A 24,600-nucleotide genomic window follows, 5' to 3' on the forward strand; every position below is an offset into this window, starting at 1 on the left:
GCGCATCCACGAAGTCAGGTCGAAATCATCCCAGCGCCTTCAGGGACTCGCCAGCCATCGAGGCAACGCCTGTCAACCATGGCGCGTGCCTTCGCCAAAGCACGGCTTCTCTGCCATGAAAACTTTGGCAACTTCTGCGATTGACCTGACGTATCCATCCTTCACAATCTGCGCCTTGAGTGTGAACGACAAGCGGCTCTAGACTGGGTGGTCTTCTGACACAGCAGGAGCCGGGAATGAGAACCTGGTTGCGCTACCTCTTCTTCTACCTTACGGAGGTCAACATGCACCAGTCCAACATCGAATCCGACGTCTTCATCCCGCTCCGACTTGATGATTCCCTTTCGCGGTTCAGCCCCGAAACCCGCCGTGCGGCGCGCGAGGATGCGCTGCCTGTTCCCCGGCAGCTCTTGCTATTGAATCTGTTGGATCAAGCCGATGCGATTGCGCGAGGGACAGCCTGCGTGCTGACGTTGGTGACCCACAGCGAATGCGATGCGCAGGAAGAGGGAAGCGTAGCCTTGCAGGCGGCTACGTTGGATGCGTTGCGAGGGCTGTGTCAGGCGTCCCTTGGATTGCTGGCCGACAGGGTAGAAGATGTCGCGGAGGGAATTGAGGAGGCGATGGTCGGGTAGCCAATCGCGGCCGGTCGCTGATTCACTGAGGTGGCAGGCGCCGTTGGTGTCCATTGTAGGCACCGCCTGACTTGGCCGACCGCTTGTTTACTCCCTCTCCCGCTTGCGGGAGAGGGTTGGGGTGAGGGCCGGAGCCTCTACGAAGTCAAGCCTGCGGCATGCCACCGCCTGCCCTCACCCCCTGCCCCTCTCCCGCAAGCGGGAGAGGGGAGCAAACCGGCGGAGCGGATAAGGCTTCAGGCTCTTACCCCTCCACCTCCGCCCAACCCTGCATCGCCTGCCCGCCAGCATCATCCCCCGTCCACAGCACCAGCCGCCCCGGCTCCGCCGGATCGGCGGCGCCACCAACGGTAATGGTGTCCTGATCAAACAGCGGCGCCAGCCCCCGGAACCCAAAGCGCTTCACGCGCGCCTGGGGCTGCTCGCGCGCCACCAGGTCCAGCATCAGCATGGCCTGCATCGGCCCGTGCACCACCAGCCCGGGATAGCCCTCCACGTCGCGGGTATAGCTGCGGTCATAGTGAATGCGGTGGCCGTTGAAGGTCAGCGCGGAATAGCGGAACAGCATCACCGGGTCGGCCTGCAGCGTGCGCTGCCATTGCGCGGTGTGTTCCAGGCGCGGGCGCGGCGGCTGCGGCTTGGACGGGTCCGGCATGGCGCGGTAGACGATGTCGTGGCGCTCGTTGACGGCGGTCTTGCCGTTGACGGTCAGCGCATGGTCGACCGCGACGAACCACAGTTCACCGCTGCGGCCGGTCTTGTACTGCACGTCCTTGATGGTGGAGGTGCGGGTGACGGTATCGCCGATATGCAGCGGATGGCTGAAGCTCAGCTCGCTGCCGGCCCACATGCGGCGCGGCAGCGGCACCGGCGGCATGAAGCCGCCCAGCGTGGGGTGGCCGTCGCGGCCCAGTTCGTGCTGCGGGGCGCGCGGCAGGAAGTAGAGCCAGTGCCACAGCGGCGGCAGCGGACCGGCGGCGATGGCTTCGGGATCGAGGTCGAAGGTGGCGGCGAGGCCGGCGACCGGTTCCGGCGACAGCGTTTCGGTGCGCGATTCGCTGCGGCCGATCCAGCCGCGCAGGCGTTCGAGTTCGGAGGTGGCGTCAGTCATGGCATTGAGCCTTGTCATGCGTAAGGGTTGTCGATTGGCGGTCTATTGCGCCAGCGCCAGCAGCCGGCGGGCCTGTTCGATCACGGGACGGTCGACCATTTTGCCGTCGACCTGCACGGCATGGCTGCCGCTGGCGGTAGCGTCGAGCACGCGGCGGGCCCAGTCCAGCTGTTCTGCGCTGGGCAGGAAGCCGGCGCGCACCGCGCCAAGCTGCGCCGGATGGATGCACAGCTTGCCGGCAAAGCCGAGTTCGCGCGCGTAGGCGACGTCGCCGGCGAGCACGGCTTCATCCTTCAACGCGGTGGTCACGCCGTCTACCGGCGGCGGCAGCCCGGCCACGCGCGAGGCCAGCACGATGCGCGCGCGCGCGAACGCCAGCGCGTCGCGGCTATGGCTGCAGCCCAGGTCGACCGCATAGTCGAGCGAGCCGAACGCCAGGCGCGCCACGCCGCCGGCCGATGCCACGGCGTCGACCTGGTGCAGGCCGAGCGCGGTCTCGATGATGGCGACCAGTTCGCCCTGCGGGTTGATCGCCTGCAGGGCCTGCGCGATGGTGCGCAGCGCGGCGGCATCCTCGGCCTTGGGCACCAGCAGCCCGGCCAGCGCCGTGCCGGCAGGCAAGCCGCGCAGCCAGGCCAGGTCGGCGGCAAAGGCGGGCGAGGCGCTGTCGTTGATGCGCACGAAGGCGTTGGCGCCGGGCCGGCCGGCCAGCCATGCGGCGATGGCTGCGCGCGCGGCGGGCTTGGCGTCCGGATGGACCGCGTCCTCGAGGTCGAGGATCATCACATCGGGGCCGGCGGCGGCGGCCTTGTCGAAGCGCTCGGGCCGGTCGCCCGGCACGAAAAGGTAGGTGACGGCAGTGGACATCGGCGTTCTCAGCGTGCGGCGGGGAGCCAGTCGTTGACGTTCGGCGCCTGCTCCAGCGCCCATACGCGCGCGATGATGGCGCGCATCTCGGCCTCGCTCGCGCCCTGGCGGAACGCTCCCAGCTGCAGCGCCTTGGCTTCCAGTTCCGGGCGTGACAGCGTGTTGTCGGGATCGCCCTTGGGCACGTCGACGCGCGCGGCCAGCGTGCGGCCGTCGGTGGTCCTGGCGGTCACGCGGCCGATCCACTGGCGCGGGTAGGCGGCGTTGATCTCGGCATCCAGTTCCATCTCGACCTTGCCACGGAACGCGGCCACCGCGGGGTCCTGCAGCGCATGCTGCTCGAACTCGCCCAGGCCGGCATGGCCGTGCACGGCCACCAGCCCAAGCACCGTGCCCATCGAGAACTTGGCCTGGTGGATGGTGGCGGGATTGACCACGGGGCCGAGCACGTCGATGGCGCCCTGGTGCACGTGCGTGGTGACGCTGGCGATCTGGTCGGCGGCAACGCCTTCGCTCTGCATCAGTGCCTTCAGCGCATCGGCGGCGGGGTGGGTGTGGCGGCACGAGGCGAAGAACTTGAACGAAGTCTCGGCGGTGGCCCAGCGCGTGCCCAGGCCATCGGTCAGGCAGGCGGGATTGGCATCGCTCGACATGCCGGCGGCCATGCCCTGCGCGCCCTCGAGGATCTGCTTCGCGCCGGTGAAGCCGGCGCGCGCCAGCCAGGCCGACTGCAAACCATCGGCGGCGGCCTTGGCGGTGTGCAGCTGCTTGGAGTCGGCGGCGTCGCGCAGGAATTCCCACAGGCCGGCGGCCTGGGTGCCGGCCGAGCCCAGCGCCTGGTTGATGCCGTCGGCATCGAGGCCGAACAGCTTGGCCACCGCGGCGGCGGCGGCCAGCGTGCCGACGGTGCCGGTGGTGTGGAACACGCGGTAGTGCGAGCGGCCCATGAATTCGCCGATGCGGATGCCGGCTTCATAGCCGGCGATCGAGGCCATCAGCACCTCGGCGCCGGTCTTGCCTTCGGCCTGCGCGGCCGCGACCACGGCCGGGAACACTACCGCGGCCGGATGCAGCACCGAGCCGTTGTGCACGTCGTCCTGCTCGACCACGTGCGAGGAGGCGCCGTTGATCAGCGCGGCAAAGTAGGGCGAGGTGCGGCGGCGGTCGACCAGCACTTCGGCGGCGCCGTCCGACGGGCCCATGGCCGCGGCGAATTCCTGGAGCTTGCGCACGGCCGGGGCATCCTTGCCGGCGATGGCTGAGGCAATCCAGTCGAGGAACAGGTCCTTGGTGCGCTCGATCACGGGCGCGGGCACGTCGGCCAGCTTGAGGTTGGCCAGGAATTCGCAAAGCTGGCGGGTCGGGTAAGTGGTGTCTGCGGCTTGGCTCATGCCGGCTCCGAAGATTGAACAGTGCTTGCGGAAAGAATAGAGCGCCCGGCTTGCCCGGGCGCCGTGGTCAGCTCAGATGGTGCGCTTGTCGGCCAGGGCGTCGATGTCGGTCTCGCCGTAGCCCAGCTCGGCCAGGATGCTGCGGCTATGCGCGCCCAGCGCCGGCACGTCGCCCATGACGGGCTCGACGCCCGACAGGTTGGCGGGCGGCAGCAGCGCGCCGATCGGGCCGTTCGGCGTATTGACTTCGCGCCAGCGCTGGCGCGCCTGCAGCTGCGGATGGCTCCAGACCGCTTCAATGTCGTTCATCGGCGCATTGGCGATCTGCGCCTGGTCCAGCAGCGCCTCGGCCTGCGCCACCGTCAGCGCGGCAAGGCGCGCTTCGATCAGCGCAGTCAGCTCGGCGCGGTTGCGCACGCGCGCGGTATTGCTGGCATAGCGCTCGTCCTGCGCCAGCGCGCGGTCGCCGAGCACGATCTCGCAGAAATTGGCGAACTCGCGTTCGTTCTGCACGCTGAAGATCACGCTGCCATTGCTGGTGCGATGCACGCCGTACGGGGCGATGGTCGGATGCGAGGCGCCGACGCGTGCCGGCGTGGTGCCGCCGTAGTGGCCGAAGTAGAGCACCTGGTTCATCCACTCGGCCATCGCCTCGAACATGGTCACCTGCACGCGCAGGCCCTTGCCGGTGCGGCCGCGCTGCAGCAGCGCCGACAGGATGCCGCTGTACGCGTACATGCCAGCCGAGATGTCGGCGATCGAGACCCCGGCGCGCGAGGGCTCGTTGGGGCCGCCGGTCAGGCCCACCAGGCCGGCGGCGGCCTGGATCAGCAGGTCATAGGCCTTCTTGTCGCGATAGGGGCCCGAGTCGCCGTAGCCGGAGATGTCGCAGACGATCAGTTTCTCGTACTTGCCGTGCAGGGTGTCGAAATCCAGGCCCATGCGGGCAGCAGCCCCGGGGGCGAGGTTCTGCACCAGCACGTCGGCGTCGGCCAGCAGGCGGTGCAGGATGGCCTGCGCTTCGCTGTCCTTCAGGTCCAGGGCCAGGCTTTCCTTGCCCCGGTTGAGCCAGACGAAGTAAGAGGCCTGGCCGTGCACGGACTGGTCATAGCCGCGCGCGAAATCGCCCACGCCGGGACGCTCGACCTTGATCACGCGCGCGCCCAGGTCGGCCAGCTGGCGCGTGGCGAAGGGCGCGGCCACGGCGTGCTCGAGCGAGACCACGCGGATGCCGTCGAGCGGGCGGATGCCTTGTGAGGAGTGGGACATTAGGGTTCTCAGAACGAACGCGGCAATTCGAGCACATGCTCGGCCACGTAGGACAGGATCAGGTTGGTGGAAATCGGCGCCACCTGGTACAGGCGGGTTTCGCGGAACTTGCGCTCGATGTCGTACTCGGCGGCAAAGCCGAAGCCGCCGTGCGTCTGCAGGCAGACGTTGGCCGCTTCCCACGAGGCATCGGCGGCGAGCAGCTTGGCGATATTGGCTTCCTTGCCGCACGGCTTGCCCGCGTCGAACAGCCGCGCGGCCTTGTAGCGCATCAGGCTGGCTGCCTCGACGTTGACGTACGCGCGCGCGATCGGGAACTGCACCGCCTGGTTCTGGCCGATCGGGCGGTCGAACACGATGCGGTCGCGCGCGTAGTTGCCGGCGCGCTCGACGAACCAGTAGCCGTCGCCGATGCACTCGGCGGCGATCAGGATGCGCTCGGCGTTGAGGCCGTCGAGGATGTACCTGAGGCCCTTGCCTTCCTCGCCGATCAGGTTGGCGGCGGGGACTTCCAGGTTGTCGAAGAACAGCTCGTTGGTCTCGTGGTTGACCATGTTGCGGATCGGCTTGACCGTCAGGCCCTTGCCGATGGCATCGCGCAGGTCGACCACGAATACCGACAGGCCGTCCGACTTGCGCTTGACCTGGTCCAGCGCCGTGGTGCGCGCCAGCAGCAGCATCAGGTCCGAGTGCTGCACGCGCGAAATCCAGGCCTTCTGGCCATTGACCAGGTACTTGTCGCCGTGCCGCACCGCGGTGGTTTTCAGCTTGGTGGTGTCGGTGCCGGTGCTGGGCTCGGTCACCGCCATCGACTGCATGCGCAGTTCGCCCGAGGCGATGGCAGGCAGCCAGCGCTGCTTTTGCGCTTCGGAACCATGGCGCAGCAGGCAGCCCATCACGTACATCTGCCCGTGGCAGGCGCCGGAGTTGCCGCCGCTGCGGTTGATTTCCTCCATGATGACCGAGGCCGCGGTCAATGACAGCCCCGAGCCGCCATAGGCTTCCGGAATCAGCGCCGACAGCCAGCCCGCCTGCGTCAGGGCCTGGACAAAGCTCTCGGGAAACGCTTCCTGCTCTTCCACCCGTTGCCAGTACGCCGAATCGAAGCCCGCGCACAGGCTGCGCACCGCCTCGCGGATTTCGGGGTACAGCTGCTCGGGATCCTGGTCTGCGTGCATGGTCGCCGGGTCGATTGGAACTGGAGGCCATTATTCCCGAGCCTCCTGCACGCTGAAATTCGGATTTGCGAAAGAGCGGCTTAGGGCCGGCTTAGGTGGGCAGCAAGCGTCGCAGCGGGGCCGCGCGACCGCGCCCGCAAGGCGGCGCCACCCTCATGCAACACGCCCGGCGAAGCGGGCGTGCGGGTGTGGCGCGCGGGGCGCCGCTGGAGGGGGGCTGGTGCCGTGGCACTGCCTGCCGGTCAGTGGACGAAGAGCCAGATCAGGATCAGGACAAAAGCCGGAACACCAAGTAGCCAGGCGAGGATATAGGGCATGGTGCAACTCCATGGAGGACTGTGATTGGTGATTTCAATATAGGAATGCCGCGCCGGCGGGACTGTCGGGGAGCTTCCGCTTGGCGTGTAGGACGGCGCCGCACAGGCCGGACGGCGCGCCGTTGTGGCGCACGAGTCTTGCCGTGGGCCAGGTGTGCCGTGCTACGCTCAGGCCTGCACCCTAGTCCCCGGAGGTTGGCGATGGAGTCTGTCTGGACCGAGATCTTCCGCACCTTTCGCGCGGAATTTGCCGATGTGCCGGACGCCGCCGAGGCAACCCGCCTCCTGGTGCGGCTGTGCATGGCGGTGGTGCTCGGTGGCTTGGTCGGCTATGAGCGCGAGTCCTCCGGCAAGGCGGCGGGGCTGCGCACCCATATGCTGGTGGCGCTGGGCTCGGCGCTGTTCGTGCTGGTGCCGCTGCAGGCCGGCGTGCCGCTGGCCGACATGAGCCGGGTGCTGCAGGGGCTGATCGCCGGCATCGGCTTCCTCGGCGCCGGCGCCATCCTCAAGCAGAACGACGAGGCTCATATCAAGGGCCTGACCACCGCGGCCAGCATCTGGATGGTGGCGGCCATCGGCGTCGCGGCCGGGCTCGGGCGCGACACCACGGCGGTAATCGCCACGGTGTTCACGCTGGTGATCCTGCAGATCCTGCAACGCTGGAAGTAGCGCCCCGCGCCACGGAGCGGTGCGCCGCGCTGTGCCCGTGAGCGCCGATCTCGTCATTTCCACTCGCCTTGCCGCGGCCAGTGCTTGCCAAATGTGCACCGAATGCGCGCCGGCGCACACAGAGAGGGCCCCGCGCGCCCTATGCTGTGGCTAGGTTGCGCCGCGAAGCCTGGGCGCTGCCGACGCAGCAGAGGGGGAGGTTGGCATGCTTGCATCAATCCGTGACGACGCGGCGCTGGCCGCATTCGTGGGGCCGCGATTTCCGTACTACGGCGAACGCTGGTCGGTGGCCGAGAGCCACGGTGGCGTCTCGTGGAACTGGGCGGCGTGCCTGCTGGGCCCGTTCTGGATGGCGTACCGGCGCATGTACTGGCAGGTGGGGGTCTATGCGCTGATCGTCGGCACCGAGCCGTTGCTGCACGCATGGTTCGGCCTGCAGCTGCCGATGGCGGGCCGGCCGTTGCTGTACGCGATGGCGCTGCTGCTGGGGCTGTACGGCAACGAGCTGTACCGCTGGCACGCCGAGGCCACCATCCGCCATGTGCGCGCGTACCACTACTCGCCCGAACTGGTGAACGACTCGCTGGAGCGCCGCGGCCGCACCAGCTGGCCCGGCGTCTTCGCCATGGCCCTGCTGCTGTTTGTGATGGTGGTGTCGCTGCGCCCGCTGGCGGCGCTGATGGCCCTGGGCGGCGCGCCGGGCGCCGGCTGAAACCAGCGCGCGGCGCTACACGGGCTCGCGCGCGGCGTCGACCAGGTACTGGATCAGGGTTTCGGCGAACTGCGGCAGCTCGCGCCCCGGCCGGCGCACCAAACGCAGCTCGCGCCTGGCCCATTCGTCTTCCAGCGGGATAAAGCGCAGCACCTTGCGGCTGGCATAGCGGCGCGCGCAGCTGTTCGGCACGATGGCGATGCCCGCGCCGGCCTCGACCATGCGGCATACCGCGTCGAAGCTGCCCACCTGGATCCGCAGGCTGATGCGCTTGCCCATGCCGGCGGCAATGCGGTCGAGGAAGGACTGGATCGCGCTGAACTGGTTCAGGCCGACGAAGCGGCAGGTATCGAGCAGGTCGGCGAAATGCAGCCGCTTGAAGGTCGGCAGCGGATGGTTGACCGGTGCGATCACGATCAGCGCGTCGCTGCACAGGTGCATCGCATCCAGGTCCTGGGTCGCGACCTCGCCGGCGACGATGCCGAGGTCGGCCGCGCCGGCGCTGATCGCCGACACGATCTCCTGCGACAGGTGCTCTTCCAGCTCGATGTCGACGTCCGGGTTCTCGCTCAGGAAGCGCGACACGCCGGTGGCGAGGAACGAGTTGGTCGCGGTGGTGTTGGCCAGCAGCCGCACGCGCCCCTTCACCCCCTTGGCATACGGGCGCAGGTCCGCGTGCAGGCATTCGAGTTCGCGGAAGACCTCGCGCGCGTGCCGCAGCAGCGCATCGCCCGCCGGCGTGAGCCGCACGCCCTTGACCTGACGGATCAGCAATTGTGTCTGGAACGCCTCTTCCAGCTGCTTGATCCGCGTACTGGCGGCGGGCAGCGACAGAAAGCTGCGCTCGGCGGCACGGGTCAGGTTCTCCGTCTCGCCGACATTCAGGAAGAGGCGGAGGTCGGTCAGGTCGTAATGCATGGGCTTCCGTCAGGCCAAAGGCCAGTTTTGTGATTCGTGAATTCCAAACGCTCGGGCGTCAATTTATCGTATCCGCTGCGGCGTGGACATCCGGATTGACCGCACGGGCGGGCGCTGTCCGCCGCGCAAGGCTGTTTCGCCGGGTTCGCGGTCGGTGACCGCACAAAAAGTATTCAGAGGAGCAAGGCAATGAGCGGTTTGATGGCAGGCAAGGTCGCGCTGGTAACGGGCGCTGGGGGTGGGATCGGGCGCGGCATCGCGCTGGCCATGGCGGCCGCCGGTGCCAGGGTGGTGGTGAACGACCTGGGTGTGTCGATGTCGGGCGAGGGCGGCGACGCCGGCCCCGCGCAGCGCGTGGTCGAGGAGATCCGCGCCGCCGGCGGCGAAGCCGTGGCCAACACCGACAGCGTGTCGACCTGGGCCGGCGCCAACGCCATCGTGCAATGCGCGCTCGACAACTTCGGCCGCATCGACGCCGTGGTCAACAACGCCGGCAACCTGCGCGACCGCATGTTCTTCAAGATGAACGAGGAAGAATGGCGCTCGGTGATCGACGTGCACCTGAACGGCACCTTCTTCGTCAGCCGTGCCGCGGCCAACTACTTCAAGGACCAGGAGAGCGGCGCCTACGTGCACATGACCTCGACCTCGGGCCTGATCGGCAATCTGGGCCAGGCCAACTACTCGGCGGCCAAGCTGGGCATCGCCGCGCTGTCGAAGTCGATCGCGCTCGACATGCAGCGCTTCAACGTGCGCTCCAACTGCATCGCGCCGTTCGCGTGGAGCCGCATGACCAGCTCGATCCCGGCCGAAACGCCGGAAGAAAAGGCGCGCGTGGCCAAGCTGCAGAAGATGGAAGCCGGCAAGATCGGCCCGGTCGCGGTCTACCTGGCAAGCCCGGCGGCGAGCGAGGTCAACGGCCAGATCTTCGCGGTGCGCGCCAACGAGATCATCCTGATGAGCCAGCCGCGCCCGGTGCGCTCGGTCCACATGAGCGAGGGCTGGACGCCCGAGTCGGTGGGCGAGGTCGCCATGGCGGCGATGCGCAGCAGCTTCTTCAAGCTGGAGCGCTCGCCCGACGTGATCAGCTGGGACCCGATCTGATGACGGACCGCCAAGCACCGGTGCGCGGCGCGCTTGCCGGCGTGCGCGTGCTGGACCTGTCGCGCATCCTGGCGGGCCCGTGGTGCGCGCAGAACCTGGCGGACCTGGCCGCCGAGGTGATCAAGGTGGAGCGCCCCGGCGCGGGCGACGATACCCGTTCCTGGGGGCCGCCCTGGCTGCCCGGCGCGGACGGGCAGCCGTCGCGCGACGCCACCTACTTTGCCGGCGCCAACCGCGGCAAGCAGTCGGTCACGCTCGATATCGCCAGCCCGCAAGGGCAGCAGATCGTGCGCGAGCTGGCGGCGAAGTCGCAGATCGTGCTGGAGAACTACAAGGTCGGCGACCTCAAGCGCTACGGGCTGGACTACGACAGCCTGAAGGCGGTCAACCCGGCGCTGGTCTACTGTTCGATCACGGGCTACGGCCAGACCGGGCCGAGCGCGCACAAGCCCGGTTACGACTTCATCTTCCAGGGCCTGGGCGGCCTGATGAGCGTCACCGGCGAGCGCGACGACCTGCCCGGCGGCGGGCCGCAGAAGGTGGGCGTGGCGGTGGTCGACATGCTGACCGGCATGTACGCCACCGTGGCGGTGCTGGCCGCGCTGCGCCATGCCGAACGCACCGGCGAGGGCCAGCATATCGACATGGCGCTGCTCGATGCGGTGGTGGCGGTCGGCGCCACCCCCATCATCGCGCAGCGCGTCACCGGCCAGGCCATGCCGCGCTACGGCAACGCGCACGCCAACATGGTCCCCTACCATGTGTTCGCCACCGCCGACGGCTACATGATCGTCGCCGCCGGCAACGACGGGCAGTGGCAGGCGTATTGCCGCGGCGTCGAGCGTCCCGACCTGGCCGCCGACGAGCGCTTTGCCACCGGCCCCGGCCGCATCATCCACCGCGACACGCTGGTGCCGCTGCTCGAAGCGCATATGCGCACGCGCCCGACCGCGCACTGGGTGCAGGCGCTGGAAGCGCAGGGCATCCCGTGCGGGCCGATCAACGACTATGGCCAGGTGCTGGAAGATCCCCAGGTACGGCATCGCGAGCTGCAGGTCGACCTGGTGCGCGACGACGGCAGCCTGTGCCCGACCGTCAAGAGCCCGCTGCGGCTGTCGGCCACCCCGGTGCAATACGACGCGCCGCCGCCGCGGCTGGGCCAGCATACCGGGCAGGTGCTGCAGACGGTGCTGGGCTTGTCGGCCGAGCGCATCGCCCGGCTGCGCGAGCAGGGCGTGGTTTAAGCGCGTGCGCGCCCGGCCGCAAGCTGCCGGCGCGCCGCTGCACGGATGCCGTCACTGGCGTAGGCTGTGCGGGTGGCGGCCGCATGCCGCTCCCTTCCCGGAGACAGCCATGGACGAAGAGACCTTCAACCTCAGCATCCGCAAGTTTTTGAAGGTGGTCGGCGTGAATTCCCAGCGCGAGATCGAGCAGGCCGTCGCCCGGGCCGTGGCCGACGGCACGCTGGCCGGCAACGAACACCTGCCGGTGTCGGTGACGCTGGAGCTGGCGGCGGTGAAGCTGCAGGCGCGCTTCGACGGCGAGATCCGGCTCGAGTAAGCCGGCGCCGCGCCGCCCACTTCGCCTACGCCGCCGGTACCTCCCCGGCGCGCATGCCGCGCATCCGGTATTCCCCCGGCGCCACGCCGGTCCATTTCTTGAAGGCGCGGTGGAAGGTGCTGGGCTCGGAAAAGCCGAGCCGCAGCGCCACGTCCTGCAGCGTCATGCCGGGGCGCTCCATCATGCCGATGGCCACGTCGCGCCGCAGGTTGTCCTTGATGCTCTGGTAGCCACGCCCTTCGTCGCGCAGGCGGCGGCGCAGGGTCTGCGGCGTGAGCCGCAGCAGCTGCGCCATCTGCTCGAGCGACGGCAGTTCGTCGTCCAGGTGCGAGCGCAGGTGCTGGCGGATGCGTTCCGCCAGGCAGCTGTTGTCGCGGTAGCGGATCAGCAGGTTGCGCGGGGTCTCGTGCAGGAAGTCGCGCAGGCTCGCGGCGTCCTGCATCACCGGCAGGCGCAGCGAGGCGGCGTCGAAGTGCAGCGCGGTGACCGGCTGGCCGTAGCTGACCTGGGCCTTGAACACGCGCTCGGTATCGGTGCGGCCCGGCGACGCGGCGGCGCTCAGGTCGACGCGCGTCAGCGGGATCTGCCCGGCAACCAGCCAGCTGACCAGCGCATAGGCATGGAACACGAAGGTCGATTCGGCAAAGCTGCGGCAGGCCGAGGCGGGCGCGCGCGGATGCAGCACCACCGCGGCGGTGTTGCCGTCGGCGCCCACATGCAGGCGCGGCGCGAAGGCGTCGATATGCTGGCGGTACAGGCGCAGCCCGGTGCGGATGGCGTCTTCGAGCGTGGCGCAATGGACCAGGCTGCGGCACACCTGCGCGAACACGCCCGGCGTCACGGGGCGGTCCAGCAGGCCCCATAGCTCGTCGCGCATGACCCGGCGCAGCGTGCGGATCAGCGCCGCATACTGGCCCTGCGTCACGCGCGCGCTGGGCGAGGCCAGCAGCGCCGGCGAGATATCGGCGCGGCGCAGCAGCGCATCGATGTCGTAGCCGAGCCGCCGCGCGCCCTGCAGGATATGGGTCACATGCTGGATGGCAATGGTGTGGCGGGCCGGCGCGGGCGGCTCCATCGTCGTCCCCGCTGCCGCCGGGCTGCCGGCGTCGCGCAGGCGCACTCCCGCCAGTGCGTGGCCGGGAATGTGCGGCTTGCCCGGCAGCGGCGGGCGCAGCGATGGCAGAACGGCTGTTTGCATGGGTTTCCTCGTCACGGCGACGCGCCGGTGCCGGCCGGTTCGGGCGATTTCCGACTGTGCGGGCCTCCGGGCACATCATGGCGCCACCTTAGCAAGCCCGCGCGGCGCCGCACAATCGGGATTTGCCAAAGCCTGCCTTCCGCCTGAGCGATTCGGCCAATCATTTTGGCCCGTCTGGTCATTGTCCAAGCACCGCAGCATCGCGCACTCTCCGGCAAGTACCTCTACAAGGCCGGCCCACCGGCCCGGGCGGATCAAGCCACGCGGCAAAAACCCGTGCCCGCCCACGGAAAAACCAAAGGAGACAGCACATGCAGGCAGATCGTCGTAATGGGGAGCGTAGTCCGCGTCGCCGTACCCTCGCCCGCCTGGGCGCGGGATTGCTGGCGTGGAGCGGACTGGCAGCCGGCATGCTGGGGGCGGGCGTGGCCCATGCCCAGGCCGACTTCCCGGCGCGCACCGTGCGCATGGTGGTGCCGTTCCCCGCCGGCGGCGCCACCGACGTGCTGGCGCGCGCGCTGGCCGAAGGCCTGGGCAAGCAGTGGAAGCGCCCGGTGGTGGTGGAGAACCGCCCGGGCGCCAGCGGCATGCTGGGCGCCGAAGTGGTCGCCCGTGCCGAGGCCGACGGCCATACCGCGCTGCTGACGATCACGCCGCTGGTGCAGGCGCCGAGCCTGTACGCCCGCGCGCCGTACGACCCGGTGAAGGACTTTGCCGCCGTGTCCGAGCTCGGCACCACCAACCTGGTGTTCGCGGTCAACAGCAACGCCGTGCCGGCCACCAACCTGAAGGACTTCATCGCGCTGGTGCGCGCCAAGCCCAGGCAGTTCTCCTATGGCTCGTTCGGCGCGGGCTCCAGCGGCCACCTGTATGGCGAGGTCTTCAACGACGCCGCCAAGATCGACATGCTCCATGTCTCGTACAAGGGCGAGGCGCCGGAGCTGAACGACCTGCTCGGCGGCCAGGTGCCGGCCGCGGTGATCTCGGTGATGGGGGCCAAGCCCCATGTCGCCACCGGCCGCCTGCGCGCGCTGGCGGTGACCGGACCCGCGCGCGCGCCGCAACTGCCGGACGTGCCCACTTTCCGCGAGGCCGGCATCGAGGGCATGGACGCGATGGGCTGGTTCGGCCTGCTGCTGCCGGCCGCCACGCCGCGACCGATCGTCGAGAAGTTCTCTTCGGACGTCAACCGCGTGCTGGCGCAGCCCGACGTGCGCAAGCGCATGAACGAGCTTGGCGTGATCCTGACCGGCAGCACGCCGGACGCGTTCGCCCAGACCATCCAGGCCGACTACGTGCGCTGGGGCAAGGTGATCCGCACGCGCAATATCCGCCTCGACTGAGCCTGCCGCGCCTGACCTGTATCTGATTCGCATCTGACTACCAATTGCTGCAATGAGTCCTGCCACACGCACCACCCAGCCGTTCCGTTCCCCCGCCTGGCCGCCGGGCCTGCCGGCCACGCTGCATACTCCGCGCACCAGCCTGTTCTACAACGTCGAGGTCGCGGCGCAGCGCTATCCGGACAAGACCGCGATCCAGTACTTCGGCACCGCGATTTCGTACGGCGAGCTGCGTGAAGAGATCGAGCGCATGGCCGGCTACCTGCAGCAGGCCTGCGGCATCCAGCCCGGCGACCGTGTGGTGCTGTTCAGCCAGAACTGCCCGCAGTTCATCATTGCCTACTACGCCATCCTGCGCGCCGAGGGCGTGGTCGTGCCCGCCAACCCGATGTGGCTGGAAGCCGAGCTCACCCACGTGGTGCAGGACAGCGGCGCGGTCGCCGCCTTCGCCGGAGGCGAGCTGTACCCGCGCATGGCGCCGCTGCACGGCCCGGCGCTGCGCCACGTGATCCTGCACGACTACGCGGGCATGCTGCGCGACGACGGCGGCCTGCCGGTGCCGGCCTGGCTGCGCGAGCCGCCGCCCGCACCGCAGGCAGCACCCTCGGGCGCGCTGCCGGTGGCCTGGGACGAGGCCAGCCACGCCGGACACCGGCCGCAGCCGCACCAGGCCGGCCACGACACGCTGTGCATGCTGGCCTATACCTCCGGCACCACCGGCAACCCCAAGGGCTGCATGCATACCCACGGCACGCTGATGACCGCGGCCGCCGGCTCGGTGATCTGGCGCGGCGCCACGCCGGAATCCGTGGTGCTGGCGGTGGCGCCGATGTTCCACCTGCTGGGCATGCAGAACTGCATGAACTCGCCGCTCTACCTGGGCGCGACGGTGGTGCTGATGCCGCGCTGGGAGCGGGTGCTGGCCGCGGACCTGATCGAGCGCTACCGCGTCTCGGTGTGGGGCGCGCCGCCGGCGATGATGGTGGACTTCTTCTCCCAGCCGGGCATCGACGCGCGCGACCTGTCCAGCCTGGCCTATGTCGGCGGCGGCGGCGCGGCCATGCCGGAAGCGGTGGCCAACATGCTGCAGCAGCGCTTCGGCCTGCCCTACGTCGAGGCCTACGGCATGACCGAGACCGCGGCCTTCATCCTGTCGAACCCGCGCAACCAGCCCAAGCGCGAATGCCTGGGCATCGCCACCTTCGGCGTGGATGCGCGCGTGGTCGACCCCGAGACGCTGCGCGAGCTGCCGCACGGCGAGACCGGCGAGATCGTGGTCCACGGCGGCCAGGTGATGCAGGGCTACTGGCACAACGAAGAGGCCAACGCCGCCACCTTCATCGAGCTCGACGGCAAGCGCTTCCTGCGCACCGGTGACCTGGGCTTCATGGACGAGGAGGGCTACTTCTTCATGCGCGACCGCCTCAAGCGCATGATCAATGCGTCCGGCTACAAGGTCTGGCCGGCCGAGGTGGAGAACATGCTGTACGGCCACCCGGCCATCCACGAGGCCTGCGTGATCGCGGCGCGCGACGAGCGCCGCGGCGAAACCGTCAAGGCGGTGGTGGCGCTGCGCCCCGACGCGCGCGGCACGGCCGAAGCCGAGCCCGAACGCATCATGGCCTGGTGCCGCGAGCACATGGCCGCGTACAAGGTGCCGCGCATCGTCGACGTGGTCGACGCGCTGCCCAAGTCGGCCACCGGCAAGATCCTGTGGCGCGCCCTGCAGGAGCGCGAGATGCAGGCGGACAACCCGCGCGCCTGACGCCCGTGGCAAGCACGACCTGGCGCGGCAAACCGAGCAGCAAAGAGAGAGACACCATGCAGCAGAGCAGACGCAACTGGCTGGCACAGGCCGGCACCCTGGCCGGCGCGGCCATCCTTGGCGGCGCCGGCCAGGCTTTCGCCCAGCAACCGTATCCCGCCAAGCCGATCCGGCTGATCGTGCCATATCCGGCCGGCGGCGGCACCGATACCGTGGGGCGGCTGATCGGCCAGCGCCTGGCCGAAAGCCTGGGCCAGCCGGTGGTGGTGGAAAACAAGCCCGGCGCCAGCGGCATGCTGGGCAACGACACCGTCGCCAAGGCGCCGGCCGACGGCTACACCGTGCTGCTGGCGATCACCGCGCTGATCCAGTCGCCGGCGCTGTACAAGCGCATCCCGTACGACGTCGCCAAAGACTTCACCCCGGTGTCGCTGATCGCCAAGTCGTCCGACCTGTTCGTGGTGCCCAACCGGGTACCGGCCAGCACCATGCGCGAGTTCCTGGCACTGGCCAAATCCGGCAAGCTCAGCTACGGCTCGTACGGGAACGGCACCTCGTCGCACCTGCACGGCGAACTGCTGCGGCAGCAGGCCGGCATCGAGATCGCGCATATACCGTACAAGGGCGCGGCGCCGCTGATGAGCGACCTGCTCGGCGGCCAGGTGGACAGCGCCTTTGTCGACGTGACCTCGGCCAACCCTTATCTCACCAGCAACAAGTTCAGGATCCTGGGCATCACCGGCACCCAGCGCTACAAGGCGCTGCCCAATGTGCCGACCTTCTCCGAGCTGGGCCTGGCGGGCTTCGAGCCCAATGGCTGGTTCGGGCTGTTCCTGCCGGGCAACGCGCCCAGGGACGTGACGGCAAAGCTGGCCGCCGAGACCGCGCGCATCGTGCGGCTGCCCGAAGTGACGCAGAAGCTGGCCGGCATGGGTTTGCAGCCGGTCGGCTCGACGCCGCAGGAACTGGCCGCCGTGATCGCCGGCGATACGCCCAAGTGGGCCAGGATCGTGCGCGACGCCAACATCCAGCTCGACTGACACCGGCCGGAGGACAAGCCATGGAAACCATCCGTTTTGCCCTGGAGGACGGCATCGCTACGCTGACGCTGGATGCGCCGGCGCGCAAGAACGCGCTGTCGCTGCAGATGCGCGAGGAGATCGGCGAAGTGATTCGCCGGATACGGGACGACGACAGCGTGCGCGCCCTGATCCTGACCGCGGCCGGCACCGATTCCTCGTCGGGCGGCGACATCAGCTCGATGCAGGTCGAGATCAGCGCCGAGCAGGGTCGCAGGCGCCTGCGCAAGCTGCACGGCTGGCTGGAAGACCTGATCCAGCTCGACGTGCCGGTCATCGCCGCGGTCGACGGCGCCGCCTATGGGGCGGGCTTCAGCCTGGCGCTGACCGCCGACCTGATCCTGGCCACGCCGCGCGCGCGCTTCGGGCTGCCGTTCCTGCGCATGGGGCTGGTGCCGGACTGTGGCGTGTTCTACACGCTGCCGCGCATGATCGGGCTGCAACGGGCCAAGGCGCTGATGTTCTCGATGCGCGAGCTCGATGCGCAGGCCGCGCAAGACCTTGGCCTCGTCATGGAAATCGTCCCGGCCGCCGGCCTGCAGGCGCGCGCCCGGGCGCTCGCGCAAGCGTTCACCGAAGCCTCTCCGGTGGCGCTCGGCCTGACCAAGCAGGCGCTCAATGCGTCGCTGGGCCAGGACCTGGGCACCATGCTGGCGATCGAGGCGGACGCGCAGGGCATCGCCTTCTCCACCGGCTACCGCCGCGAGGCCGCCGACCGCTTCATGGCCAAGCAGCCGCTGCGCTACCGCTGGCCGGACTGAAGGGCCGGCGCGGCTTGCTGCCCCGCAGCACCGGCTAGGCCCTGGTTCTCGCCCCTATTTATATAGGCAGGTATCCGGCATCGACCGACGCCTGCCGCTCTATTGTTCACGTTTACCCTGATACCGCTACGACTTATGGGATCCCAAGACCAGAACGCGGCGCCCGCCGCACGCCAGACCCCCTGGATGAACGAAGAGCTGGAAATGTTCCAGGACACCGTGCGCCGCTTCGTCGAGCGCGAACTCGCCCCCAACGAGGCCCGCTGGGCCGAACAGGGCCACATCGACCGCGACATGTGGCGCCGCGCCGGCCAGATCGGCCTGCTGTGCGCCAGCATCCCCGAGGAATACGGCGGCGGCGGCGGCACCTTCGCCCACGAGGCCATCATCACCCAGGAGATGTCGCGCGCGGTCTGCACCAGCCTGGGCAACAACGTGCACAGCGGCATCGTGGCGCATTACCTGCTGCGCTACGGCACCGAGGCGCAGAAGCAGAAATGGCTGCCGCAGATGGCCAGCGGCGAACTGGTGGCCGCCATCGCGATGTCGGAACCCGGCGCCGGTTCCGACCTCAAAGCGATACGCACCCGCGCGCTGCGCGAACAGACCCCGGACGGAGACTGCTATCGCATCAACGGCGCCAAGACCTTCATCACCAACGGCTACCACGCCGACCTGATCTGCGTGGTGGCCAAGACCGATCCGGAAGCCGGCTCGCGTGGCGTTTCGCTGGTCATGGTGGAAACCCGCGACCTGCCGGGCTTCCGTCGCGGCCGCATTCTCGAGAAGATCGGGCAGAAGGGCCAGGACACCGCCGAGCTGTTCTTCGACGACGTGCTGGTGCCGTGCGACAACCTGCTCGGCACGCAGGAGGGCCAGGGCTTCTACCAGCTGATGCAGCAGCTGCCGCAGGAGCGCATGATCATTGCGCTGGGCGCGGTCGCCACCATGCAGCGCGCGATCGAGCTGACCACCGAATATGTGCGCCAGCGCAAGGTGTTCGGCCAGCCGCTCGGCGACCTGCAGAACACCCGTTTCAAGCTGGCCGAATGCAAGACCGTGGCCACCATCGCCGCGACCTTCGTCGACGACTGCATGCAGCGCCTGATGGACGGCCAGCTCGATGCGGCGACCGCGGCGATGGCCAAATGGTGGTGCACCCAACAGAACTGCCAGGTCATCGATGAGTGCCTGCAGTTGCACGGCGGCTACGGCTACATGCTGGAATACCCGATCGCGCGCATGTATGCGAACGCACGCGTCAGCAAGATCTTCGGCGGCTCCAACGAGATCATGAAAGAGCTGGTCGCTCGCACGCTCTGACCCGCCTGCACCGGCGCTGCGCTATCAGCACTGTCTGTGTGCTAGTGCGCGCCAGCCGTGCAAAACGCATAAGAACCTGCACAAAAATGAAAGCCGGCACCCGTGCCGGCTTTTGTGCTTATGGTTACAAAACCAGATGTGCACGGATCGCGGGAAAGGTGTAAGGTTTGTCACAAGCATGGTCAATGGCCCGTCGCGCGCGGGGGCGAAGCCCGAGTCGAAATCAGCCAAAAGCTGACAGCAACATCCGGAGGAAATGCAGCGGGAAGGCAGCACCGAAACATCCGTTGCATCGATGCCAGCGTCGTCAACTCGGACTCCACCATCGCCGTTATTTGACTATGATGAAGTAAAGACTTCGCAACATGACAGGTCGCCAGGCCGGGGTGGTGTACCGCGAACGTTGCGCGAAGCCTTGGGGGTAGCACTACCTACGCCTCGGACGTGAACTCTGACGGGAGTGAGGTATGGACATTTTTGGCCATTACGCTACGCGGTTCGAAGCTCGCAAGGAAGAGGAATACAGCATCCAGGAGTACCTGGAGATCTGCAAGAAGGATCCGACTGCCTACGCGACCGCTGCCGAACGCATGCTCGCCGCGATCGGTCAGCCTGAGCTGGTGGATACCCACCACGATCCCAGGCTGTCCCGCCTGTTCTTCAACAAGGTCATTCGCATCTATCCGGCCTTCCGCGACTTCTACGGCATGGAGGACACGATCGAGCAGATCGTCTCGTTCTTCAAGCACGCCGCGCAGGGCCTGGAAGAGCGCAAGCAGATCCTGTATCTGCTCGGGCCTCCCGGCGGCGGCAAGTCCTCGCTCGCGGAGAAGCTGAAGGCGTTGATGGAACAGATCCCCATCTACGCGCTGAAGGGCTCGCCCATCCACGAGTCGCCCCTGGGCCTGTTCTCGCCGGAAGAAGACGGCAAGATCCTGGAAGAGGACTACGGCATCCCGCTGCGCTATCTCAATACCATTGCCTCGCCATGGGCAGTGAAGCGCCTGCACGAATTCAACGGCGACATCACCAGGTTCAAGGTGGTGAAGCTGCGCCCGTCGGTGCTGTCGCAGATCGCAATCTCGAAGACCGAGCCGGGCGACGAGAACAACCAGGACATCTCGTCGCTGGTGGGCAAGGTCGACATCCGCAAGCTCGAGGACTTCCCGCAGGACGACCCGGACGCGTACTCGTACTCCGGCGGCCTGTGCCTGGCCAACCGCGGCCTGCTCGAGTTCGTCGAAATGTTCAAGGCGCCGATCAAGGTGCTGCACCCGCTGCTGACCGCGACCCAGGAAGGCAACTACAAGGGCACGGAAGGCTTCGGCGCGATCCCGTTCGACGGCGTCATCCTGGCGCACTCGAACGAGGCCGAGTGGCAGACCTTCAAGGCGGACAAGAACAACGAGGCTTTCCTCGACCGGATCTATATCGTCAAGGTGCCGTACTGCCTGCGCGTGTCCGACGAGGTCAAGATCTACGACAAGCTGTTGCGCAGCAGTTCGCTGTCGGCCGCGCCATGCGCGCCCAATACGCTGAAGATGATGGCGCAGTTCGCCGTGCTCACGCGCATCAAGGAGCCCGAGAACTCCAACATCTTCTCGAAGATGCGCGTCTATGACGGCGAGAGCCTGAAGGACGTGGATCCGAAGGCGAAGTCGTACCAGGAGTACCGCGACTACGCCGGCATCGACGAGGGCATGAACGGGCTGTCGACGCGCTTCGCGTTCAAGGTCCTGTCCAAGGTCTTCAACTTCGACAACACCGAAGTGGCGGCCAACCCGGTGCACCTGCTGTACGTGCTCGAGCAGCAGATCGAGCGCGAGCAGTTCCCGCCGGAACAGGAAGCCAAGCTGCTGTCGTATATCAAGGAGTACCTGACTACGCCGTTCGTGGAGTTCATCGGCAAGGAGATCCAGACCGCTTACCTGGAGTCGTATTCGGAGTACGGGCAGAACATCTTCGACCGCTATGTGGTGTTCGCCGACCTGTGGATCCAGGACCAGGAGTACCGCGATCCCAACACCGGCGAAATCCTCGATCGCAATGCGCTCAACGACGAACTGGAGAAAGTGGAAAAACCCGCGGGTATCTCGAACCCGAAGGATTTCCGCAACGAGATCGTCAACTTCGTGCTGCGGGCGCGGGCCAACAATGGCGGCAAGAACCCGGTCTGGACCAGCTATGAAAAGCTGCGGATGGTGATCGAGAAGCGCATGTTCTCCACCACGGAGGACCTGCTGCCGGTGATCTCGTTCAATGCCAAGTCTTCGCGCGAAGACCAGGACAAGCACGAGAACTTCGTCAACCGCATGGTCGAGAAGGGGTACACGCCCAAGCAAGTGAGACTTCTGGTGGAGTGGTATCTGCGCGTAAGAAAGTCATCGTAACGGCGCCGCGGAACGGGTCTCTCAACGAGGGCAACATATGGCTACGGTCATCGATCGGCGCGAAAATGGCGGCAACAAGAGTGCCGTCAACCAGCAACGCTTCATCAAGCGCTACCGCGAGCAGATCCGGCAAGCGGTGGCAAAGGCGGTGTCCGGCCGGAAGATCATGGACATCGAGCAGAGCGGGCAGGTGTCCATTCCGGTCAAGGACATCAGCGAACCGATCTTCCACCACGGCCCGGGCGGGCGGCGCGAGTGGATTCACCCTGGCAACAAGAAGTTCGTCAAGGGCGATTCCTTCGACCGCCAGCAGCAGGGCGGCGGCGGGACCGGCTCGCGGGCCAGCGACAGCGGCGAGGGCGAGGACGATTTCGTCTTCACGCTGTCGCGCGAGGACTTCCTCAATTTCTTCTTCGAGGACATGGCGCTGCCGGACCTGGCCAAGCGCCACCTCGCCAAGATCGCCGAGGTGCGCAAGGTGCGCGCCGGCTATTCCATCGACGGCACGCCGTCCAACCTGTCGATCCTGCGCACCATGCGCAGCTCGCTGGGGCGGCGCATCGCCTTGTCCAGCCCTTACCAGAAGCGCCTGCGCCAGCTGGAGCTGGCCTATGCCGAGGCGCTCGAGCAGGACGGACCGTATGCCGAACGCACGCTCGAGCTGATGGAGAAGATGCGGCACCTGCGCGCCTGCATCGACCGCGTCCCCTTTATCGAGAAGCTCGACCTGCGCTACAACAACCGCGTGCTGAAGAAGCGCCCGCAGGCCCAGGCGGTGATGTTCTGCCTGATGGACGTGTCCGGCTCGATGGACGAGAGCCGCAAGGACCTGGCCAAGCGCTTCTTCATGCTGCTGTACCTGTTCCTGAAGCGCAACTACGAGCGCATCGACGTGGTGTTCATCCGCCATCACACCGTGGCGAAGGAAGTCGAAGAGGAAGACTTTTTCCACTCGCGCGAGTCCGGCGGCACCGTCGTGTCGAGCGCGCTCAAGCTGATGGTGGAGGTCATCCACGACCGCTATCCGCCCAGCCAGTGGAACATCTATTGCGCGCAGGCCTCGGACGGGGACAACTGGGCCGGCGATTCCGAGCTGTGCGGGCGACTGCTGCGCGAGTCGATCCTGCCGCTGGTACAGTATTACGCCTATGTGGAGGTAGCGTCGGAAGAGCCGCAGAACCTCTGGGAAGAGTATCTGACGGTGAAGAGCCAGTTCGATCACTTTGCAATGCAGCGCATCATCGGCGCGGACGAGATCTACCCGGTGCTGCACGACCTGTTCCAGAAACGCGCGGCATAATCAGTGCTGGCCGGCCATTGCCGGCGAGCCGCGGTAAAAAGGGCAATATTGGCAAGACAGGGAGCCGGCGGCGCGCCCGTGCCGCAAGCACCGGCCTGCCTGTCTTGCGCGGACAAAAGGGGTGACGATGGCTTATCTGTCCACGGGTTCGGAATGGACCTTCGAGCTGATCAACCGGTATGACCGCGAGATTTCCCGCATCGCCGGCGAATTCGGCCTGGATACCTATCCCAACCAGATCGAGATCATCACCGCGGAGCAGATGCTCGACGCCTATGCGTCGGCGGGGCTGCCGGTGGGCTACAGCCACTGGTCCTACGGCAAGCACTTCCTGGCGTCGGAGCGCAGCTACCAGCGCGGGCACATGGGGCTGGCCTACGAGATCGTCATCAATTCCAATCCCTGTATCGCCTATCTGATGGAGGAGAACACCATGCCGATGCAGGCGCTGACGATCGCGCATGCCTGCTACGGCCACAACTCCTTCTTCAAGGGCAACTACCTGTTCCGCACCTGGACCAACGCGGACGCCATCGTCGACTACCTGCTGTTCGCCAAGAACTATGTGGCCGAGTGCGAGCAGCGCTACGGCGAGCAGGAGGTGGAGCTGCTGCTGGACTCCTGCCACGCGCTGCAGAACTACGGCGTGGACCGCTACAAGCGGCCCAAGAAGCTGTCGATCACCGAGGAGAAGGCGCGCCAGGCCGACCGCGAGAACTATCTGCAGATGCAGGTCAACGACCTGTGGCGCACGCTGCCCAAGCACCGGCCGCACGCGCTGGCGTCCGAAGACGACACGCCCGAGCCGGATGTGCCGTTCCCGCCCGAGCCGCAGGAGAACCTGCTGTACTTCATCGAGAAGAACGCGCCCAAGCTGGCCCCATGGCAGCGCGAGATCGTGCGCATCGTGCGCAAGATCGCGCAGTACTTCTACCCGCAGCGCCAGACCAAGGTGATGAATGAAGGCTGGGCCACGTTCTGGCACTACACCATCATCAACCAGCTGTACGAGGAAAAGCTGGTCAACGACGCCTTCATGATGGAACTGCTGCAGGCGCACACCAACGTCATCTACCAGCCGCCGTACCACAGCCCCTACTACAGCGGCATGAACCCCTACACGGTGGGCTTCCTGATGTTCCAGGACCTGCGCCGCATGTGCGAGAGCCCGACCGACGAAGACTACCGCTGGGCGCCCGAGATCGCCGGCACCGACTGGCGCAAGACCCTGGACTTCGCCATGCGCAACTTCAAGGACGAGAGCTTCCTGCTGCAGTTCCTGTCGCCGCGCGTGATCCGCGAGCTCAAGCTGTTCTCGGTGCTGGACGATGACCGCGAGGGCAAGCTGCGCGTCACCGCGATCCATGACGACGAGGGCTACCGCGCCATCCGCCAGCTGATGGCGGCGCAGTACGACCTGTCCAGCATGGAGCCCAATATCCAGGTCACCAACGTCGATGTCGGCGGCGACCGCTCGCTGACGCTGCGCCACCTGCAGAACGACCGGCGTCCGCTGGCGCACAACTTCGATGAAGTGGTGCGGCACGTGACCCGGCTGTGGGGCTTTACCGTGCGGCTGGAAGTGGCCTATGAAGACGGCCGCACCGAGCTCAAGTACGAATGCAAGCCTGAGCGCCGCCACCGCCGCCCGCACGGCAGCGGACTGAGCCTGGCCGCCTGACCGGCAGCCGGCGCCCCTGGCCCCGCCGC

At 67.4% G+C, this 24,600-nt stretch carries 21 protein-coding genes; 14 read left to right on the top strand and 7 right to left on the bottom strand.

Annotation, left to right across the window (positions count from 1 at the left end):
- Positions 1 to 236: 236 nt before the first annotated feature.
- Positions 237 to 635 carry a hypothetical protein gene (locus tag CBM2586_RS19760; protein WP_115665294.1) on the top strand — a complete coding sequence of 133 codons (399 nt, stop codon included), beginning with the start codon at positions 237 to 239 and terminating at the stop codon, positions 633 to 635.
- A 244-nt stretch (positions 636 to 879) separates the two neighbouring features.
- On the opposite strand, the gene CBM2586_RS19765 is transcribed toward CBM2586_RS19760, so the two are convergent.
- The 5 genes from CBM2586_RS19765 to CBM2586_RS19785 form a co-directional block, all read right to left on the bottom strand.
- On the bottom strand, positions 880 to 1,746 hold the full coding sequence (locus CBM2586_RS19765) for an FAS1-like dehydratase domain-containing protein (RefSeq protein WP_115689355.1): 867 nt from the start codon (positions 1,744 to 1,746) through the stop codon (positions 880 to 882).
- A gap of 42 nt (positions 1,747 to 1,788) precedes the next feature.
- Positions 1,789 to 2,613 (bottom strand): HpcH/HpaI aldolase/citrate lyase family protein, encoded by an 825-nt coding sequence (locus CBM2586_RS19770; RefSeq protein WP_115689357.1) that lies wholly within the window; start codon positions 2,611 to 2,613, stop codon positions 1,789 to 1,791.
- An 8-nt stretch (positions 2,614 to 2,621) separates the two neighbouring features.
- On the bottom strand, positions 2,622 to 4,004 hold the full coding sequence (locus CBM2586_RS19775) for an MmgE/PrpD family protein (protein WP_115689359.1): 1,383 nt from the start codon (positions 4,002 to 4,004) through the stop codon (positions 2,622 to 2,624).
- A gap of 72 nt (positions 4,005 to 4,076) precedes the next feature.
- Positions 4,077 to 5,273: a CaiB/BaiF CoA transferase family protein gene (locus CBM2586_RS19780; protein WP_115689361.1), complete on the bottom strand. Its 1,197-nt coding sequence runs from the start codon at positions 5,271 to 5,273 to the stop codon at positions 4,077 to 4,079.
- 8 nt (positions 5,274 to 5,281) lie between these two features.
- On the bottom strand, positions 5,282 to 6,451 hold the full coding sequence (locus CBM2586_RS19785) for an acyl-CoA dehydrogenase family protein (protein ID WP_115689363.1): 1,170 nt from the start codon (positions 6,449 to 6,451) through the stop codon (positions 5,282 to 5,284).
- A 518-nt stretch (positions 6,452 to 6,969) separates the two neighbouring features.
- Between CBM2586_RS19785 and CBM2586_RS19790 the strand changes: the two genes are divergently transcribed.
- Positions 6,970 to 7,437: an MgtC/SapB family protein gene (locus tag CBM2586_RS19790; RefSeq protein WP_115665288.1), complete on the top strand. Its 468-nt coding sequence runs from the start codon at positions 6,970 to 6,972 to the stop codon at positions 7,435 to 7,437.
- A gap of 205 nt (positions 7,438 to 7,642) precedes the next feature.
- Positions 7,643 to 8,149 (top strand): DUF2628 domain-containing protein, encoded by a 507-nt coding sequence (locus CBM2586_RS19795; protein ID WP_115665287.1) that lies wholly within the window; start codon positions 7,643 to 7,645, stop codon positions 8,147 to 8,149.
- 15 nt (positions 8,150 to 8,164) lie between these two features.
- On the opposite strand, the gene CBM2586_RS19800 is transcribed toward CBM2586_RS19795, so the two are convergent.
- Complete coding sequence (locus CBM2586_RS19800) at positions 8,165 to 9,067, bottom strand: LysR substrate-binding domain-containing protein (RefSeq protein WP_012355383.1); 903 nt, start codon at positions 9,065 to 9,067, stop codon at positions 8,165 to 8,167.
- 189 nt (positions 9,068 to 9,256) lie between these two features.
- On the opposite strand from CBM2586_RS19800, the gene CBM2586_RS19805 reads away from it, so the two are divergent.
- The 3 genes from CBM2586_RS19805 (at position 9,257) to CBM2586_RS19815 (ending at position 11,731) form a co-directional block, all read left to right on the top strand.
- Positions 9,257 to 10,171, top strand: a complete 915-nt coding sequence (locus tag CBM2586_RS19805; protein ID WP_115689365.1) for an SDR family NAD(P)-dependent oxidoreductase — start codon at positions 9,257 to 9,259, stop codon at positions 10,169 to 10,171.
- Positions 10,171 to 11,415, top strand: a complete 1,245-nt coding sequence (locus CBM2586_RS19810) for a CaiB/BaiF CoA transferase family protein (RefSeq protein ID WP_115689367.1) — start codon at positions 10,171 to 10,173, stop codon at positions 11,413 to 11,415. The genes CBM2586_RS19805 and CBM2586_RS19810 overlap by 1 nt, the downstream gene beginning before the upstream one ends.
- Before the next feature lie 109 nt (positions 11,416 to 11,524).
- Complete coding sequence (locus CBM2586_RS19815; protein ID WP_115665285.1) at positions 11,525 to 11,731, top strand: DUF6494 family protein; 207 nt, start codon at positions 11,525 to 11,527, stop codon at positions 11,729 to 11,731.
- Between the two features lie 25 nt (positions 11,732 to 11,756).
- Here CBM2586_RS19815 and CBM2586_RS19820 read toward each other — a convergent pair whose 3' ends face one another.
- The gene (locus tag CBM2586_RS19820; protein WP_115689369.1) at positions 11,757 to 12,929 is read right to left on the bottom strand and encodes an AraC family transcriptional regulator; all 1,173 of its coding nucleotides are present in this window, start codon (positions 12,927 to 12,929) and stop codon (positions 11,757 to 11,759) included.
- A 311-nt stretch (positions 12,930 to 13,240) separates the two neighbouring features.
- Between CBM2586_RS19820 and CBM2586_RS19825 the strand changes: the two genes are divergently transcribed.
- The 8 genes from CBM2586_RS19825 (at position 13,241) to CBM2586_RS19860 (ending at position 24,571) form a co-directional block, all read left to right on the top strand.
- Positions 13,241 to 14,272, top strand: coding sequence for a Bug family tripartite tricarboxylate transporter substrate binding protein (locus tag CBM2586_RS19825; RefSeq protein WP_115665283.1), 1,032 nt, complete (start codon positions 13,241 to 13,243; stop codon positions 14,270 to 14,272).
- Positions 14,273 to 14,324: 52 nt separating this feature from the next.
- Positions 14,325 to 16,037 carry a long-chain fatty acid--CoA ligase gene (locus CBM2586_RS19830; protein ID WP_115665282.1) on the top strand — a complete coding sequence of 571 codons (1,713 nt, stop codon included), beginning with the start codon at positions 14,325 to 14,327 and terminating at the stop codon, positions 16,035 to 16,037.
- A gap of 56 nt (positions 16,038 to 16,093) precedes the next feature.
- Entirely contained in the window at positions 16,094 to 17,077 is a 984-nt protein-coding gene (locus tag CBM2586_RS19835) for a Bug family tripartite tricarboxylate transporter substrate binding protein (RefSeq protein ID WP_115689371.1), read from the top strand.
- Positions 17,078 to 17,097: 20 nt separating this feature from the next.
- Complete coding sequence (locus CBM2586_RS19840; RefSeq protein WP_115689373.1) at positions 17,098 to 17,877, top strand: enoyl-CoA hydratase/isomerase family protein; 780 nt, start codon at positions 17,098 to 17,100, stop codon at positions 17,875 to 17,877.
- A gap of 135 nt (positions 17,878 to 18,012) precedes the next feature.
- Positions 18,013 to 19,200, top strand: a complete 1,188-nt coding sequence (locus tag CBM2586_RS19845) for an acyl-CoA dehydrogenase family protein (RefSeq protein WP_115665279.1) — start codon at positions 18,013 to 18,015, stop codon at positions 19,198 to 19,200.
- 467 nt (positions 19,201 to 19,667) lie between these two features.
- Positions 19,668 to 21,590: a PrkA family serine protein kinase gene (locus CBM2586_RS19850; RefSeq protein WP_112774892.1), complete on the top strand. Its 1,923-nt coding sequence runs from the start codon at positions 19,668 to 19,670 to the stop codon at positions 21,588 to 21,590.
- 37 nt (positions 21,591 to 21,627) lie between these two features.
- Positions 21,628 to 22,890, top strand: a complete 1,263-nt coding sequence (locus CBM2586_RS19855) for a YeaH/YhbH family protein (protein ID WP_018009015.1) — start codon at positions 21,628 to 21,630, stop codon at positions 22,888 to 22,890.
- 127 nt (positions 22,891 to 23,017) lie between these two features.
- Positions 23,018 to 24,571 carry a SpoVR family protein gene (locus CBM2586_RS19860; protein WP_115665278.1) on the top strand — a complete coding sequence of 518 codons (1,554 nt, stop codon included), beginning with the start codon at positions 23,018 to 23,020 and terminating at the stop codon, positions 24,569 to 24,571.
- Positions 24,572 to 24,600 lie beyond the last annotated feature (29 nt).

Origin of the sequence: Cupriavidus taiwanensis (assembly GCF_900250115.1) — a bacterium.
Taxonomy (GTDB): domain Bacteria; phylum Pseudomonadota; class Gammaproteobacteria; order Burkholderiales; family Burkholderiaceae; genus Cupriavidus; species Cupriavidus taiwanensis_B.

What these genes read in the sequence shown, in the direction of transcription:
- CBM2586_RS19770 (WP_115689357.1), bottom strand. Translation starts at nt 2,613, where the DNA reads ATGTCCACTGCCGTCACCTACCTTTTCGTGCCGGGCGACCGGCCCGAG.
- CBM2586_RS19825 (WP_115665283.1), top strand. Translation starts at nt 13,241, where the DNA reads ATGCAGGCAGATCGTCGTAATGGGGAGCGTAGTCCGCGTCGCCGTACC.
- CBM2586_RS19785 (WP_115689363.1), bottom strand. Translation starts at nt 6,451, where the DNA reads ATGCACGCAGACCAGGATCCCGAGCAGCTGTACCCCGAAATCCGCGAG.
- CBM2586_RS19860 (WP_115665278.1), top strand. Translation starts at nt 23,018, where the DNA reads ATGGCTTATCTGTCCACGGGTTCGGAATGGACCTTCGAGCTGATCAAC.
- CBM2586_RS19855 (WP_018009015.1), top strand. Translation starts at nt 21,628, where the DNA reads ATGGCTACGGTCATCGATCGGCGCGAAAATGGCGGCAACAAGAGTGCC.
- CBM2586_RS19780 (WP_115689361.1), bottom strand. Translation starts at nt 5,273, where the DNA reads ATGTCCCACTCCTCACAAGGCATCCGCCCGCTCGACGGCATCCGCGTG.
- CBM2586_RS19800 (WP_012355383.1), bottom strand. Translation starts at nt 9,067, where the DNA reads ATGCATTACGACCTGACCGACCTCCGCCTCTTCCTGAATGTCGGCGAG.
- CBM2586_RS19810 (WP_115689367.1), top strand. Translation starts at nt 10,171, where the DNA reads ATGACGGACCGCCAAGCACCGGTGCGCGGCGCGCTTGCCGGCGTGCGC.
- CBM2586_RS19765 (WP_115689355.1), bottom strand. Translation starts at nt 1,746, where the DNA reads ATGACTGACGCCACCTCCGAACTCGAACGCCTGCGCGGCTGGATCGGC.
- CBM2586_RS19820 (WP_115689369.1), bottom strand. Translation starts at nt 12,929, where the DNA reads ATGCAAACAGCCGTTCTGCCATCGCTGCGCCCGCCGCTGCCGGGCAAG.
- CBM2586_RS19775 (WP_115689359.1), bottom strand. Translation starts at nt 4,004, where the DNA reads ATGAGCCAAGCCGCAGACACCACTTACCCGACCCGCCAGCTTTGCGAA.
- CBM2586_RS19830 (WP_115665282.1), top strand. Translation starts at nt 14,325, where the DNA reads ATGAGTCCTGCCACACGCACCACCCAGCCGTTCCGTTCCCCCGCCTGG.
- CBM2586_RS19805 (WP_115689365.1), top strand. Translation starts at nt 9,257, where the DNA reads ATGAGCGGTTTGATGGCAGGCAAGGTCGCGCTGGTAACGGGCGCTGGG.
- CBM2586_RS19795 (WP_115665287.1), top strand. Translation starts at nt 7,643, where the DNA reads ATGCTTGCATCAATCCGTGACGACGCGGCGCTGGCCGCATTCGTGGGG.
- CBM2586_RS19845 (WP_115665279.1), top strand. Translation starts at nt 18,013, where the DNA reads ATGGGATCCCAAGACCAGAACGCGGCGCCCGCCGCACGCCAGACCCCC.
- CBM2586_RS19850 (WP_112774892.1), top strand. Translation starts at nt 19,668, where the DNA reads ATGGACATTTTTGGCCATTACGCTACGCGGTTCGAAGCTCGCAAGGAA.
- CBM2586_RS19815 (WP_115665285.1), top strand. Translation starts at nt 11,525, where the DNA reads ATGGACGAAGAGACCTTCAACCTCAGCATCCGCAAGTTTTTGAAGGTG.
- CBM2586_RS19790 (WP_115665288.1), top strand. Translation starts at nt 6,970, where the DNA reads ATGGAGTCTGTCTGGACCGAGATCTTCCGCACCTTTCGCGCGGAATTT.
- CBM2586_RS19835 (WP_115689371.1), top strand. Translation starts at nt 16,094, where the DNA reads ATGCAGCAGAGCAGACGCAACTGGCTGGCACAGGCCGGCACCCTGGCC.
- CBM2586_RS19840 (WP_115689373.1), top strand. Translation starts at nt 17,098, where the DNA reads ATGGAAACCATCCGTTTTGCCCTGGAGGACGGCATCGCTACGCTGACG.
- CBM2586_RS19760 (WP_115665294.1), top strand. Translation starts at nt 237, where the DNA reads ATGAGAACCTGGTTGCGCTACCTCTTCTTCTACCTTACGGAGGTCAAC.